At 41.2% G+C, this 16134-nt stretch carries 11 protein-coding genes; 5 read left to right on the top strand and 6 right to left on the bottom strand.

The window, feature by feature from the left end:
- Together ACED29_RS16430 and ACED29_RS16425 are read right to left on the bottom strand one after the other, a co-directional pair.
- Nucleotides 1–221 (bottom strand): transposase (locus tag ACED29_RS16430; protein WP_371698108.1); only part of this gene is annotated, 221 nt, incomplete at its 3' end.
- A 124-nt stretch (nt 222–345) separates the two neighbouring features.
- The gene (locus ACED29_RS16425) at nt 346–600 is read right to left on the bottom strand and encodes an EexN family lipoprotein (protein WP_371698107.1); all 255 of its coding nucleotides are present in this window, start codon (nt 598–600) and stop codon (nt 346–348) included.
- Nucleotides 601–1280: 680 nt separating this feature from the next.
- Here ACED29_RS16425 and ACED29_RS16420 point away from each other — a divergent pair.
- Together ACED29_RS16420 and ACED29_RS16415 are read left to right on the top strand one after the other, a co-directional pair.
- Nucleotides 1281–1619, top strand: coding sequence for a hypothetical protein (locus ACED29_RS16420; RefSeq protein WP_371698106.1), 339 nt, complete (start codon nt 1281–1283; stop codon nt 1617–1619).
- 1 nt (nt 1620) lies between these two features.
- A complete protein-coding gene (locus ACED29_RS16415; RefSeq protein WP_371698105.1) occupies nt 1621–2052 on the top strand; it encodes a hypothetical protein in 432 nt (143 codons plus the stop codon).
- A 334-nt stretch (nt 2053–2386) separates the two neighbouring features.
- On the opposite strand, the gene ACED29_RS16410 is transcribed toward ACED29_RS16415, so the two are convergent.
- The 4 genes from ACED29_RS16410 to ACED29_RS16395 form a co-directional block, all read right to left on the bottom strand.
- Nucleotides 2387–4375, bottom strand: coding sequence for an alpha-amylase family glycosyl hydrolase (locus tag ACED29_RS16410; protein WP_371698104.1), 1989 nt, complete (start codon nt 4373–4375; stop codon nt 2387–2389).
- A gap of 97 nt (nt 4376–4472) precedes the next feature.
- Entirely contained in the window at nt 4473–6392 is a 1920-nt protein-coding gene (locus tag ACED29_RS16405) for an alpha-amylase family glycosyl hydrolase (RefSeq protein ID WP_371698103.1), read from the bottom strand.
- A gap of 86 nt (nt 6393–6478) precedes the next feature.
- Nucleotides 6479–8017 (bottom strand): tryptophan halogenase family protein, encoded by a 1539-nt coding sequence (locus ACED29_RS16400; protein WP_371698102.1) that lies wholly within the window; start codon nt 8015–8017, stop codon nt 6479–6481.
- A 115-nt stretch (nt 8018–8132) separates the two neighbouring features.
- Entirely contained in the window at nt 8133–10853 is a 2721-nt protein-coding gene (locus ACED29_RS16395) for a TonB-dependent receptor (protein WP_182697184.1), read from the bottom strand.
- 507 nt (nt 10854–11360) lie between these two features.
- On the opposite strand from ACED29_RS16395, the gene ACED29_RS16390 reads away from it, so the two are divergent.
- From ACED29_RS16390 to ACED29_RS16380, 3 genes are all read left to right on the top strand, one after another.
- On the top strand, nt 11361–12992 hold the full coding sequence (locus ACED29_RS16390) for an alpha-glucosidase (protein ID WP_371698101.1): 1632 nt from the start codon (nt 11361–11363) through the stop codon (nt 12990–12992).
- A 170-nt stretch (nt 12993–13162) separates the two neighbouring features.
- Nucleotides 13163–14428, top strand: a complete 1266-nt coding sequence (locus tag ACED29_RS16385; RefSeq protein ID WP_182697186.1) for a sugar MFS transporter — start codon at nt 13163–13165, stop codon at nt 14426–14428.
- Nucleotides 14429–14709: 281 nt separating this feature from the next.
- A complete protein-coding gene (locus ACED29_RS16380; protein ID WP_124015948.1) occupies nt 14710–15924 on the top strand; it encodes an RsmB/NOP family class I SAM-dependent RNA methyltransferase in 1215 nt (404 codons plus the stop codon).
- The last annotated feature ends 210 nt before the right edge of the window (nt 15925–16134 follow it).

Below are 16134 nucleotides of genomic sequence, written 5' to 3'. Positions count from 1 at the left end.
GCCAGAATGCCTTTCTTAGACCATAAATGAAACCGTCTAAAGACCGTACTCCAATGACCGAACTCTTTAGGTAAATCTCGCCAAGGGATACCTGTTCTAAGGCGGTAAAGAATACCTTCGAATGTTTGTCTATGTTCAGGTTTGTCATAAACACGGCCTGTGCTTTTCATTAAATGGAATAGCTTTTCCCAGCGTGCATCGGTTAGCATAAGTCTTGGCATGGTTTGAGGTTATAGTTACTTTTGGCGAAGCAAATTATAACGCCTTGTCATGCTGTCTAAAAATCACTCTCGAAAGATCAACAGACCCTAATAAAAAACATGGGTTTGAACCTTTTACTCAAAATTATTTAATAGGAATAGTGCCAGTATTCATTGTGTTCTCCATCATGGATGCCATTTTTATTTTTGCTTCTGCATCAACAGCGTTCATGCAGCTAGGTGTTAATCTTCTTTCTACTGAATCAGCACACCATTTAGTGTGTTCAGATAATCCCTCTGGAGTATCAATCCACTCACTCACTGTTTTCACTGGTTTATCACCACTACCACAAGCTGCTGTAAATGTTACTAATAAAGACGTTAATATTACTTTGTTCATGAGATTCACCTTAAAAATAGAAGTGGTATTAAATGTTAGGGTCATATACTCGGGCATTTTTGCTTGAGCTTGTTTATCTGCTTGAAGTGTTAGTTGAGATAATGACGATTAAACCATGATTTTTCAATAATCATAAATGATGTGCATTAGCGATTAGCGTACAGTTTTGTATAGGTTAGATGTTAATAACAAGCCAAATATGGCTATATAATTCTGTTAGCTGCATCAATTTTAGTACAGGCGCCAACAATAATATTTTTCAAATCTTGTGTGTGAGAAAGAGACTGACCAAAGCTCCTGTTGCCCTGTTGCCCTGTTGCCCTGTTGCCCTGTTGCTGGGGCAGGGTAAGATCGTGAACGTTTTTCATACTGATCAAGTATGCTTTTAGAGTTATATTTGTTCAGTACGTTATCACTTCATGAATGATTGGACGTTATTGAGTATTGAAATTATTCATGGTGCTCAAAAAACGCACACTCATGCGGTTGCTCTGGGCTAACATTGAATTAGGCTTAGTACTTCAAAAAAGAGTGGCATATTTAGATAATTACATACTAGTTGATAATTGTTTTGCTATTTCGATAGGGTAAAATTAGAAAGCTTCTTCCACAATAAGGTTGATTTTTTACCTAACCATTAACACCATTAAAGATGAAATCATAAACACTAAACAAAAATAGTGGCTGAAAAAGGAAGTTTTAAGCTTACTGTTGATCAGAGTGGAACGGCTACCTTAAGCGGAAATGCTGGTGTATTAACATTCAGCGGGACACCAACTCTTGAGAAAATAGGTATTAAGGTCAAGCGTATTAGTATTAGCTTTGAAAATAAAGGTGAAATGAATATTGGATATAGTGCAACTGTAAATTTTGCAGTCATAAGTTTAACTGCTAATGGTGATTTTGATTTAGAAGAGCTTATCACTTCATGTTCAGGTTTATTGTGCTCAGCAGCGAGAGCTCTTAAAGATCGAAATAGGGCTTATGAAGCTGAATTAGAAAGCATAATGGGAAGATAATATGAGATCAATTACTTTGTTTTTAGTATTATTTTTATCTGCATGTGCAGTAAAAATGAATAATGGACCATTATATTCAAGCTATTATCGATACGAACAATCTGTGAGTGTTGATAATCTACACAAGTTGCAATCTGATTTTTTTAGTTCAAATTTAATAAAAGATTTGAACGTAAATGAGTCTGAAATAACTGAACAATTACTCTTTAAAAAGTACATGTTTAAGCAAGAATCACACTTTGAAAAAATAAATGAGAAAGTCGGGTGCTTATCTATTAATGGATTCGATAATGAGAACATGCCAATATCCTTCAATATAAAATATATTGCTGAAAATGAGCACTGGCTTATAGAGGAAATTGGAGTTTTATTTGTAAATTCGATTGCTGATTTTACTGATTCAGCTAAATGTCCCAGTGAATATCAAAATTGAATTTAACGTCAGGATATTTGACTGATAATCTGAACTCAACATGGCCACCAATCCAAAATTGGCGCAAGATATTATTGGAGCAATTAATGATCCTGATATGTCTATAGAGTTAAAAGATAGAGTTGCTAAATAAGAGTCAGTAAATATACAACTAAATAGGCAACAATATTAAAAAAATGGCCACATATAGGCGGTCTCTTGTGTACCGATGTCCAAACTGATTAATACCGATAATAAAAAATCCTCTAGCTGATGGCTAGAGGATTTTGCAGTGTTATTGGATTAAGCCTTTCAACACGCTGCGCTTTTAGTTTACGGTTTTTGTTTAGGTGATTTAGCGTTGTAATGCCATAACGACTGATTGCAGTGGGGCTAATTGTATATCAATAGTGGCGCTGCTGTCGCTCAGTAACACGAGTTGCTGAGTCAACTGAGTGGCACTGAGTAAGTCTTCTACGAGTGTGTTTTTAGTGACATGCCATTGGTTAATTAGAGTGTGTGGTAATGTTAGGGTAAACGTTTTGCTGTCTTGCTGGCTAAAGTTACTGACAATGATCAATTGCTGGTTGTGATTAAAACGGCTAAAAGCAAATACTTGGTTATCGTAACCTTGAGTATTCAGCTGGCGCTGTAGGGTGTCTAATTCCATGTAATCACCGCTTAATGCCGATGCTGTATGGCTTAGGTTTAATAGCGTTTGATAATAGGTGCGCAGGGCTTTTTCATCGGCTGTGGATTGGCCGCCATCAAACTTGCCGTTATTCATCCAACGTTGATGGGCTGGCACGCCCACATAGTCAAAAATACTAGTGCGAGTCGGTTGGCCAAAGCCTGCTATTTCAGCGCCTTGTTCGCCCACATCTTGGCCAAAATACAATAAGGTTGGTGAGCGACTTAACGTGGTCAATACCACCATAGCAGGTAAGGCGTTAAATGGATTGCTGGCAAAATCGCTGGTATTAATGCGTTGCTCATCATGGTTTTCTAAAAAGTGCAGCATATGCTGGTCAATGTCACTGACTTTTGCTTGAACTGTCGCAATGGCTGCTGTACTGGCCTTACTTTGAATGATGGCTTTTAAGGTGTCGTATAAATCGACTTTATCGTAAAGATAATCCATCTTGCCTAAATGAATATAGTCACGGTACAAGTCGGGGTTATACACTTCTGCAAGGATAAATGCGTTTGGATTAGTGTGCTTGATGTGACTATTGAGATAGCTCCAAAATTCCACAGGCACCATTTCGGCCATGTCATAACGAAAACCATCTACGCCTTTTGCTAACCAATATTGGGCGATATGTTCAAATTTACGCCATGAATCGGGAATATTGTTTGCATCTTGAGCTTGCCAAAAGGCTAAATGCTCTGCAGCAGATTTAGTCGCATAGTCACGCGGTAGCGTTGGAAAGTCATGGCAGCCATCGGGTTTAACGCCATAGTTAATTTTAACGGTTTCATACCAATCATTGGCGTCGGGTTTGGCTAAACGCGAACCATTTCCGGTCCATTTAGCGGGTGATTCTTGAAACTTACCATCACTGAGTGGCTGAGCTTCACCGCCTAATGCTTGATAGCCATTTGACGCATCAGGGACTTGAAAATCTTCACCGACCACATAGTAAAAATTGTTGTGCCTGCTGTATACCTGGGTTTTATCGTCATTAACACCAAAGTCTAGTTCACCTTTGGGCGCTGAAATAGAGTGATAATTTCGTGCAACATGGTTTGGCACTATATCGATGATAACTTGCATGTCATTGGCGTGAGTTCTGGCGATCAGTGCTTCAAACTCTGCCAAGCGGCTAGCCGGATTATTAGCCAAATCAGGATTGACGTTGTAATAATCTTTTACGGCATAAGGTGAGCCCGCACGGCCTTTGACAACATCAGGATCATCATTACTAATGCCATAGGCAGTATAATCATTGATCAGCGCATGATGTGGTATGCCAGTATACCAAACGTGAGTGGTACCTAAGGATTTGATATCTTGTAATGCCACATCCGTGAAGTCGCTAAATTTACCCACACCATTAGCTGCAATTGTGCCCCAAGGTTTATTTGTGGTGTTAGTGTTGCCATACAGACGCGTGAATACTTGATATACCACAGGTTTGCCTGTTGCAGGTATTTGGGTGGTTGGAGTAACTGATAGTTTATCTTTATCGATTTTTATTGATGTATTGGTTTGTTCAACTTTACTAGGTTGGCAAGCACTTAATCCTAAACCCAGCATACAGGCGATAACCAACACTTTTACGCTTGGTGACGGTAGGTGAATGTGAAGTTGGCTTACTAACGGTTTGGTGATGGGGCCCATGAGTCTCTCTTTTATTGTTTTTATTGGCGTGTTTGTATTGAAGACAATAGAAACACGCCATAATTTGCAGTACCTTAATGATTGAATCGTCTACATATCAGCGTTCAAGTTTAAGTATAGTGACACCTTTATTAGCCAACGAAAGTGGCTTGGATAATGAATACGATTGTTTGCTGATAATATCAACGCCCATAGTATTGTCATTAATAGCAGGTTTAAAGCGCTGTAAATCAAGCTCAACGGCTTGGGTATTTTTATTGTAGATGACCAGTAAGGTTTCATTGCCTTGATGACGGCTTTGGACATAAATACCGTCTTGTGGCACAAAGTGCTGCAATTTACCTTGTTGAATCGCTAACGAGTTTTTACGGTAATTGAGTAATGTACGCACAAAGGTCAGTGCTTCAGTTTGTTGCGGATCCAAGCCTTTTCCTGTAAACACATTGACTCTGTCTTGTGGCCAGCCACCCGGAAAATCACCCCGAACAGCGCCGTCATTACGGCCTTCTGCAGGGCTTTGCATGACTATTTCTGAACCGTAAAATATTTGCGGAATACGGTTGCTGGTGAGCACATAAGCCATGGCCATTTTGTACAGTTCAATGTCGTTTTTCATTAAACTATAAATACGGTTAGTGTCGTGATTACCTTCAAATAACACTAACTGACTTGGATTGGCATACACCACGTCGTTAGCCAACATTTGATAAAGATCGATAAAGCCGGCTCCCCAATCCTCTTCTTTAGTTAAGCTGGCTATGAGCGTGTCGTAAAGCGGGAAATCCATCATGCTGGGTGCAAAAGATTGATAACCATCGGCATTTTTCTTTCCTGCCTGCCAGTAGCTCACCGTCACTGGATTACTGCTCCATTCTTCACCAACGATATTAAAATGAGGGTATTCATCCATAATGGCTTTTGACCAAGCAGTTAAAAACGCTTTATCTGCGTAAGAGTAAGTATCTTCGCGAATACCGCTCAACCCTGCATATTCGACCCACCAGATACTATTTTGGATTAAGTATGTTGCCATGTGTGGATCGCGTTGATTGAGGTCTGGCATGGTGACGTCAAACCATCCGTCGCTAAAATCAGTTTTGTCTGCATTCACAGAGTAAGGATCTTGTACTGTAGTGCGTCTATGGCTTGAGTAACTGACATCGGTTGGATCTTTTAGCCAACGTGATTGGCCATTAATCCAGGTGTTGCTCGGCATACTGCTCATCCACTGATGGCCTGAACCCATATGATTAACCACGACATCCTGAATGATCCCAATACCAAATGATTGCGCTTCTTCTACGAGTGATTGGTATTCTTCATTGCTGCCAAAACGTGGATCTATGCGATAGAAATTGGTGGTGGAATAACCATGATAAGAATACTCTTGTTGGTTATTTTCAAGCAGTGGATTTATCCATAACTGGGTCACACCTAAGTCATGTAAGTAGGGCAGTGCTTTGCGGATCCCCAAAATATCACCGCCATGGCGACCGCCATCAAAACTGCGGTCAGCTTTTTCAAGCATGTCTGGCTGATTATCATTGTCTGGATTACCGTTAACAAAACGATCCGGGGTAATTAAGTAAATCACATCTTTATTACTAAAGCCTTGGCGATCTCGTGAGCCTTTTTTGCGCGTTTGTAGCTCATAATCAAATTGTTCAATTAACTGATCATCTTTAAATAAGCCTAAGATCAGTTGTTGTGGTTTAGCTTGGCTTAAATCCAAATTAACGAATAGATGATTATTGCTATCAGTTCTATCAACATTAATCAGCGTGACACCTTGAGCCTTAATTAATTTAACTTGGCTTTCACGAATATTTTCCCCCGTAAGCAATAGTTGTAGCTGGGGTTGTTGCATGCCTGCCCACCATGACATTGGCTCGACACTGAGTGTTGCATTGGCCGACATGGCATATGTGCTCAATGCACAACCGAGTAAGAAGCTTGATGCTAACCTGCCCAGGTGTTGTTGGTAGGCTTGTGCTAAATGGGGGTAATGAAATGACATAGTTACTCATCCTGTATTTTTTTGTTGTTTATTGATGACGGTTAATTAGTCGCTAAAGATAATTAAATCATGTTGTTATAAACCAGTTACAGCGCTGCAATATAGTCTTTATGACTCGGCATTTGACTCACAGTGGTGTTAATGACCTTACGGATATTAGTTAAGTAGTCGGTTAAATCATCTTGGCTGACCGCTTGTGTAAGCGGATGATAATCCTCTGGAATAATGCCTTGTCCTAACATCACCTGGATCCAGGCTGCTTCAGTAAACAATTCATCTTGATGCCTGAAAACTGTTGCTGTGGCTTTAAATAAATCGATTTTATGTTGCAAGCTTTCGGGAATATCCATATCGCGACATTGCTGCCATAAACCGCGTTCATTGTCGGCAGATTGTTTTGCATTAAGATGGTAATGCAAAATAATAAAGTCGCGGATTTGCTCAAACTCAGTTTGAGATTGGCGATTAAATTCATCAATGTGCTGGGGTTGAATACCGTTTCGTGGAAATAATTTAGTTAAACGAATGATTGCTGATTGGACTAAATGTAAGCTGGTGGACTCTAACGGTTCTAAAAACCCACTCGATAAGCCAATAGCCACGCAGTTTTTATGCCATTGCTTGACGCGCCTGCCAGTGGTGAAGTTTATTTTACGCGGCTCGGCTAAGGGTTTTCCATCTAGGTTGGCTAATAAATGCTGTTTTGCTTGTTCGTCGCTCATATGTTGGCTGCTATATACAATGCCATTGCCTGTGCGATGTTGCAGTGGAATACGCCATTGCCAACCAGCATGGTGTGCAGTCGCTTTAGTGTAAGGCGTGAGGGGAGAGGTGCTTTCACAAGGCACTGCATATGCGCTGTCACAAGGTAGCCAATGCTGCCAGTTTTCGTATTCAACGCCTAATGCCTGTTCAATTAACAATGCACTAAAACCCGAACAATCAATAAATAAGTCGCCACTAATACAAGGACCATTTTGTAAGGTGACACTTTTTATACTGCCATCGGTGCTAAGTTCGGTGCTGGTAATAATGCCTTCAACTCGATTGATACCACGTTGAACACTGTATTTGCGTAGCAAGTTGGCATATAAGCCTGCATCAAAGTGGTACGCGTGGGTAATACCGCTCATTTGCGCTTGAGCAATGGTTTGAATGGGTTGAAATTTGTTGTGTTTGGCCGCTTGATAGTTAAGCGAGTATTGCCAAAAGTCATTGGCATTATATTGACTGCCATTGGCTTGAGAAGGATTGCTTTGAGAAAGATTGGCCTGAGCACTAAGCCAATAATGATGAAATGAGGTAAAGCCTAGGTCACGGCCAATATTACCAAAGGCGTGCATATAAGCTTCGCCTTGTTGATGCCAATTTTGAAATTCAATACCCAATTTATAAGTGGCTTGGGTGGCTTTGATAAAATCAGTTTCACTAATCCCAAGTACACTGTTAAATATCTGCAGTGGCGGGATAGTGGCTTCACCCACACCGATAGTACCTATGGCGTCGGATTCAATAAGGGTGATGTTGAGTTGTTTGTTAAACAACTTGGCTAACATGGCTGCGGTCATCCAGCCCGACGTTCCGCCGCCTACAATGACAATGTTTTTTATTATCGTTTGATCCATTGTTATCGCCTTTTAACTATTTGGGATTTATTTTTACTGAACCCGATAAAGTAAAAAAGCCCCTGTAATAGGTTACAGAGGCTTTTTTGTCGGTTTAGTACATTCTACAAGCCCATTAGAACTTGTAGTTTGCGCCTAACATAAAGTTACGACCGTAGTTTTGATAATCACGCACTAAACGTTGGTCATCACCAGTGTAAGACGTAAATGGCTCGTTGGTTAAGTTATTCACTTGGAACTGTACTGATAAACCGTATAGAGCATCGATACCGCTTTCAGTAAAGTCATAGCCAATTTGCGCATCAACAACCGTTTCTGCTTTGATGTTAACGTTTTCACGTTGAAGACTGATTTTAGTCACTTCACCTAAGAAGTCACTGCGGTAACGAGAGCTGATACGGGCTTCGAAACCTGAGTTTTCATAGTAAACAGTGGCATTGAAGGTTTTTTCAGAAAGACCAGGCAGAGTCGTTGGATCGCTGTCTGCAGTTTCTTTTACTTCGCTGTCGTTGTACGAACCACTTAAGATAGTACCAAAACCACTTAGAGAATCAGCAAACAAACCAAAGTCGATTGATAACGAGGCCTCAATACCTTGTACATAACCGCCATTACCATTTAAAGGTTGGCTGACATTACCAATTGGGTTGTCACCTGGGTTCTGTGGCAAAATAGTGCTGAAATCAAAGTTAGTTTGTTGATCATAAACGTAGTTTTCTAAGTCTTTGTAGAACACTGCTAATGAGAAATAACCTTGGTCACTAAAATAGTTTTCATAGCTGATGTCGTATTGACGCGCTAACCAAGGACGTAGTTCTGGATTACCAGCGCCACCAGACCAGTTAACACCATCATTAGGGTTTTGAGTGTAGCTAAAGTTAACGTTAGCGTTCATTTTGTCCATACGAGCACGGGTTAACGTACGCGCAGCAGCAAAACGTAACATTTGACCATCGGCAACTTCAAAGCCTAAGTTCATGCTAGGTAACCATTCAAGGTATGAGTCACCCGCAGTGCGAGGCGTTAAAGTCACAACGCCATCTTCAACTGTGGCCACTGTACCGTCTGAGTTTTGGTTTGTGTTTACAGCTTGAATACCGACGTTACCCGTTAAAGGAAAACCGAACAATTCAGATTCTATATTGGCTTTAACATAAGTCGTGGTGACTTCTTCTGATACAGCCCAAGAGTTAGTCGCACGTGATAAATCCACATCTGCTACGTCAGTTTCGGTATAACCACCAGCATTATAAAACGCTAATGAGTCATAACTTAGCACGTCACCCATGCCAAAGAAATCAAGTGAAGTTGGTGATAGTAAATACTGTTCAGGAACGGTCTCTAAGTAATTATCAGATCCGTCATAGCCCGCTAAAGTCAGGTAATAACCTTTATCAAGTTTGCTTTTATCGCGATTAGTGCGGTTAACACCAAACTCGACACTGCGCACTGCACCTTCATCAAACACGTATTCTGCTGTTAAACGGAATGATTTAAGCTCATCGTCAATTTCAGGCTTGTTGATAAAACCGTCTTGAGTATTAGCGCCCAGTGGGCTGCCCCAACCGAGTGGATCACCTAATTTAATGACATTAGGATCTGCATAGTTAAGGCTATGAGTAAAGTCGTAGCCGCCATTTCCATTGTAGTTAAAACCTAAGTCATCCACTGCGCCGACGCCGGTTCCACGGCCTGTGCCACTGTAGCTTTCCATACCAATATCGGTACGTTCTGCTTTTGATAGGGCAATATCAGCTTCTACGCGCCAGTTATCATTGATGGTAAACTTGTTGTTCCAACCAATCGCAAGCGATTTAGCATCTCGTTTGTTAACATCGTTACGCACAACGACTTCGGCACCATTAATGGTTCCTTGAGTGACTAAACCGTCTTCAGCAGTGGTCGATGTTACGCCGCCATTAGTGCCCCAAGCAGCAGGGATTTCGATACCACGTAAACGTTGATCATCAGTAAATTTTGTATAGTAAATATCAACAACTGAAGTGAATTTTTCGTTAGGTGCGTATTCAAATACTGCTAATACACCATCACGTTCTAATTCGCTTGAACGCACAAATGGTTTTGCGCCACCTAAAACACTGTCACCAGCATCATTTTCTGGGTAACCCCATGCCTGCCAGCGTTCTTCTTGGTTAGGCGACATCATGCGCGCATAACCTAGGGCAATACCTATGGTGTCATCAGCAAACTGGTCAATATACGAAATACTGCCACGGTAACCGGTATCGCTTGAACCGCTATTAAGTGAGCCTAAGTCGTTCATTTCGCCGCGAAGCGACATGGCTATCGTTTGTTCGCCATGAGTTAACGGGCTAATCGTTTGCATATCTACCGTGCCGCCGATGGCTTGCGCCATGACAGAAGCATCTGGTGTTTTGTATACCACCACACGGTTTAATAATTCAGAAGGGTATTGGTCAAACTCAACACCACGGTTATCGTTTACCGAGGCTTGCTCGCGACCATTTAATGTTGCAGTAGTGAAATCTGGACCTAAACCACGGATAGAGATAACGTTAGCTCGGCCATCAAGGCGCTGTGCTGATACGCCAGGTAAACGGGCGAGTGATTCTGCAATACTAACATCGGGTAATTTACCGATGTCTTCGGCTGAAATGGCTTCAACAATTGATGACGAAGACATTTTTAGTGATTGTGATTCTTGTAAGCTGCGACGAATACCTGTGACTTTTACCACTTCAATATTTTCGTCGGCAGTTGCCGTAGTATTTACGTCATCAGCAGCGTAAGCAGTCATGCTTGCACCAGCTGCAACTAACGCCAGCGTGAGTAGGCTCGGTTTAAATAGCAACATCAATATTTCCCCTTTTGTGGATACTTAACAACGTAAAGTACAAGTTGAGTGTTAGTATCCTTTTGATTTTTGGTTACATTCTTTATTGTGTTTTTACCTCAGCATGCTTAATTAACTTTTGTAAGTGACTGCATAAGTGCTGAAGTTATGACCAAATTGTTGCACAACAGTGACGATACTACTCCCAGTTCAGTTTTGCCGACAATATTATGCATACGTATTCAGCGCTAATCATGGCTAATTAGTGACAGTTTTTTACAATTTTGAAACAACTGAGAGGGGCTTGGTATCATACTTAATTCGTTGTATTAATGAGGCTTATGGCATTTTAGTTGTATGTTGCAAGCTAATTATTTCTTTGCATACGTATGCAGGTGTATTGAACCTGATTTCCTTATTCACGTATCCTCGGGGTAATAAAAAAACACTAGCGAACTGTTACGCAGTCGCAACATCAAGGTAACTCGTCGATTTATTTCAGGGTTAACTTACTTCTAAGGGGATGCAATGGGTCAGGTCAGTTGGTGGCGCGGCGGAGTGATATATCAAGTTTATCCTCGCAGTTTAATGGATACTAATGGTGACGGTGTTGGTGATTTGCAGGGCATCATTACTAAACTTGATTATATTGCCAGCCTGAATGTTGATGCAATTTGGATTTCGCCGTTTTTTAAGTCGCCAATGAAAGACTTTGGCTATGACATCAGCGACTATCTCGAAATTGACCCGCTGTTTGGCACTATGGCTGATTTCGATCAGCTTATCGAAAAAGCCCATCAGTTAAATATCAAGGTCGTGATTGACCAAGTGCTAAGCCATACTTCAGACCAACATGCTTGGTTTGAGCAAAGTCGTCAAAGCCGAGACAATGACAAAGCTGACTGGTACGTGTGGGCTGATCCTAAAGACGATGGCAGTGCGCCTAATAACTGGCTCGCCATTTTTGGTGGTTGTGCATGGGAGTGGGAACCTCGTCGTCAGCAATACTATCTGCATAACTTTCTCAAAAGTCAGCCGGATGTCAACTTCCACTGTCCTCAGGCTCGTCAAGCGGTATTAGACAATGTTGAGTTTTGGCTCAAAAAAGGTGTTGACGGTTTTCGCCTCGATGCGATTACGTTTTGTTATCACGATGAACAATTACGTGACAACCCTGCTAAACCCAAAGATAAGCGCCAAGGCCGTGGTTTCAGTGAAGATAATCCTTATGCTTACCAATATCATTATTACAATAATACTCGGCCGCAAACCGTTGGCTTTATTGAACAGCTGCGGGCGTTAATTAATCGTTATCCTGGCGCCGTGACCTTAGGTGAAGTGTCATCTGAAGACTCGTTAGCCACTATGGCTGAATACACTCAAGGTGATGACCGATTACATATGGCCTACAGTTTTGAGTTGTTAACCGATGACTTTAGCGCGGCTTATATTCGTCAAACCGTGGAAGAACTAGAAGCTAGTATTGGTGATGGCTGGCCATGTTGGGCCATAGGTAATCATGATGTTAAACGGGTTGCATCTCGTTGGGGTAAAGCCAGCGTGAACCCAACAATGGTGAAAATGCTCAATGCGATGTTATTTTCATTACGTGGCAGTGTGTGCAGTTATCAAGGGGAAGAGCTAGGGTTAACGGAAGCCTCAATTGAATATGACCAGTTACAAGATCCCTTTGGCATTGCCTTTTGGCCGATGTTTAAAGGTCGTGATGGATGCCGTACCCCGATGCCTTGGGTAAAAGGGGCTGCTAATGCAGGCTTTACTGAAGCAACGCCTTGGTTACCTATTGATCCTGCGCATAATAATAGTGCTGTGGATGTGCAAGAAGCTGATCAAGATTCGATTTTGCAAAGTTACCGTCATTTTTTACAGTGGCGCAAAAAGCAACATTTGCTGATTGAGGGGGATATTACCTTTATCGACAGTCATCCTGATGTGTTAGCCTTCATCCGCAGTCAAGATGATCAGCGCATGCTAGTGTTGTTTAATTTGTGTGGTGAGCAACAAACTTTTGCATTAAATGAGTTACGATTGTCTTCAATTATAGACGATCATGGGTTACTCTGTGGCGCGCAAGATGTACTGGACCCTGCAACTATTGTGTTGCCAAGCTTCGCCAGTTTTTATGGCCTACTTGGATAGCATGACGAAGCCGAAATACTGCTGTATTTCGGTTTTTTTTGGTTTATTTTTTGATTGAACTATTTTCAGTATATCGGCGATAAAGTTTTACACTATCATAGCGGATGTGATAGTGAGTTTAACGATTAAAAACAGTAGTATAACAATAATCATTAAGAAGAGATCTCCCTATGGCTACAGCAATTCACAGTACCCTTGAAACAACAGAAACAGGCAATAGTGGTAATTACCGCTTTGCGCTCGTGTCACTGACATCATTATTTTTCATGTGGGGATTCATTACCTGCTTAAATGATATTTTAATTCCTCATTTAAAAGCTGTATTTTCGTTAAATTACACTGAAGCCATGTTGATTCAATTTTGTTTCTTTGGCGCCTATTTTTTAGTTTCATTACCAGCCGGTAAGTTAGTCAAAAAATTAGGCTATCAAAAAGGTATCGTCACAGGGCTTATTATTGCCTGTATCGGTTGTTTACTGTTTTATCCTGCTGCTGCATTTGCAACTTACGGATTATTTTTAGGTGCATTATTTGTATTAGCATCAGGGATAACTATCTTGCAGGTGGCGGCTAATCCGTATGTGAATGCGTTAGGATCAGTTGAAACAGCCTCAAGTCGTTTAAATTTAACCCAAGCCTTTAATGCGCTTGGCACCACAGTGGCCCCCTTTTTTGGCGCGGTATTAATTTTGTCGGTAGCGTCAGGTGCATTAGATGGACTGGATCACGCCCAAGCCGAAGCTGAAGTGGTTAAGCTGCCCTATTTAATTCTTGCTGCAATGCTCGGTTTGCTGGCTTTAATTTTTGCCAAGCTTAATTTACCTAAGATTACCGAACACAATGATACTTCTGATACTGGTGTGGTAACTCACAATGGTAAAACTAGCGCATTACAAAGCATTCACTTGGTCCTGGGAGCAATTGGTATTTTTGTATATGTTGGGGCAGAAGTCTCAATTGGCAGCTTTTTAGTGAGTTTTCTAGGTGAAGAGCAAATTGCAGGTTTGCAAGAAGCTGATGCCGCTAAGTACATTACTTACTACTGGGGCGGCGCCATGGTTGGCCGTTTTGTGGGCTCTGTGATTATGCAGAAAATTCCTGCAGGGACCTTATTAGCATTTAATGCTTGCGTCGCCGCGACTTTGGTTTTGATTGCTATGAACAGCAGTGGTGCCGTAGCCATGTGGTCAATTTTAGCTGTAGGTCTATTCAATTCAATCATGTTCCCAACCATCTTTAGTTTAGCGCTACGAGATTTAGGTCCACATACCTCTCAAGGAAGTGGTATTTTATGTTTGGCGATTGTCGGTGGGGCGATTTTGCCACTGTTACAAGGGGTGTTGGCCGATAATATGGGGCTGCAATTGGCGTTTATTCTGCCGGTTGTATGTTATGCCTTTATTATCTTTTATGGTGCTAAAGGCTCAAGAATGTAGTGTCGTGTAAACACTCACTTATGTCATGATAAAAAAGCGGCTTCGGGCCGCTTTTTTATTTAAAGCAATATATCATTGGTCTGTGGTTTATCTTGAGGATAACTTGCAAACAGAGTCCGAATGAGTTGAAGCGATAAACTGACGTTAAATGGATTAAAGAAATGACTGATTTAATCACCCAACTGAAGGGACAAAGGCCGATATTGCCTTGCTATCAAGTGTTTTAATCCCTATGATCAGCACGTTTTTAAATTGAACGTAATCTTAGATAGAGAGCCCCTATGTTGACTTATCCGTTGTCAGGCAGTTCATCAGAGTTAGTCTTAAATGTACTTACTATGGTGTTAACCCGAGGAAAACCATTAGATAGAGCTTACTCAGAGCATTTTTCTGGTTTAACGCTTAACCCATCAGAGCAAGCGCGGATCACGCAGGTCACTGGCGATATTTTACGTCGATTAAACTTATATTGTTTTCTGGTGGATATTGAACCGGAAGAATTCGATCGTTTAGGATCGAAGTTACTCAACGGTTGGCACGTCTTTCACGGTTTAGATTTACCCAAAATGCAGTATTCATTGCAGATTGAGCAAGCGAAATTTGATGCTAACCTTGAACAGGCCAAAATGGATCCTGTGCTTTGGGACGGTTGCCCACAATGGCTAGACTTACTTGGACAAGCACAATTAGGTGATAAATGGCCAGCTGAACGTGCAGCACTTGCCGAGCAACCAAAACGTTATTTACGCGTTAATGAGCTTAAATGTGACCGTGAAAAATTGATCAGTCGCTTACAAAAAGAAGGTGTAACAGCTGTGCCTTTGGATGATGTGGCTTCTGCAATTGAGGTCACTTCTGACTCAGCACTGTTTCGAACTGACGCCTTTAAAGACGGCTGGTTTGAACAACAAGATGCCGGATCGCAATTGGTTGCCGATGCCGTTGGCGCAAAACCGGGTATGCGAGTTGTTGATGCTTGTGCTGGTGCGGGTGGTAAAACCTTACACATTGCTGCACAGATGCAGGGTAAAGGCCGTTTGTTAGCCATGGATGTTGAGCAATGGAAACTCGATAATCTTAAAACACGCGCTAAACGTGCAGGTGCTCATAATGTTGAAACGCGGATTATCGCCAGTTCGAAAACCATTAAACGCTTAAAATTAACCGCTGACAGGGTATTGTTAGATGTCCCTTGTTCTGGGCTTGGGGTATTGAAACGAAATCCGGATTCAAAATGGCGTGATACTCCAGAGCGCTTGCCGGTATTGATTGAATTACAAAAGCATATTTTACAAAGTTATAGCCGCATGGTGAAAGTGGGCGGCATGTTAATTTATGCAACTTGCTCAATTATGCCTGAAGAAAATCGTCATCAAGTGGATGCTTTTCTAGCTGAAAATCCGCAGTTTTCGCTGATAGAAGATGAAAATATTTTAGTGTCGGAACGTGGTTTTGATGGCTTCTATCTAGCTAAGATGGAACGGATAGCAGAATAGTTATTCATCATTACTCTTTTTTACAAGCACGCCATTGATTATTAATCACTTAAAAACAGCGCAAAAATATTGTGCTGTTTTTTTATGGGGAATATTTAGGGTTTAGGTGTAATTAATTTATTAAAAAAACGTTAATATATTGATAATATTCTCACAAATGCATAATCTTATGTGTATTATAAAAAGTATGTCGAATCATTCGTTGTGATG

The organism is Shewanella sp. 5S214, assembly GCF_041439795.1.
GTDB lineage: Bacteria > Pseudomonadota > Gammaproteobacteria > Enterobacterales > Shewanellaceae > Shewanella > Shewanella vesiculosa.
Note: the sequence above shows the minus strand (reverse complement) of the source record. Positions and strands in the feature narration are given on the sequence as shown.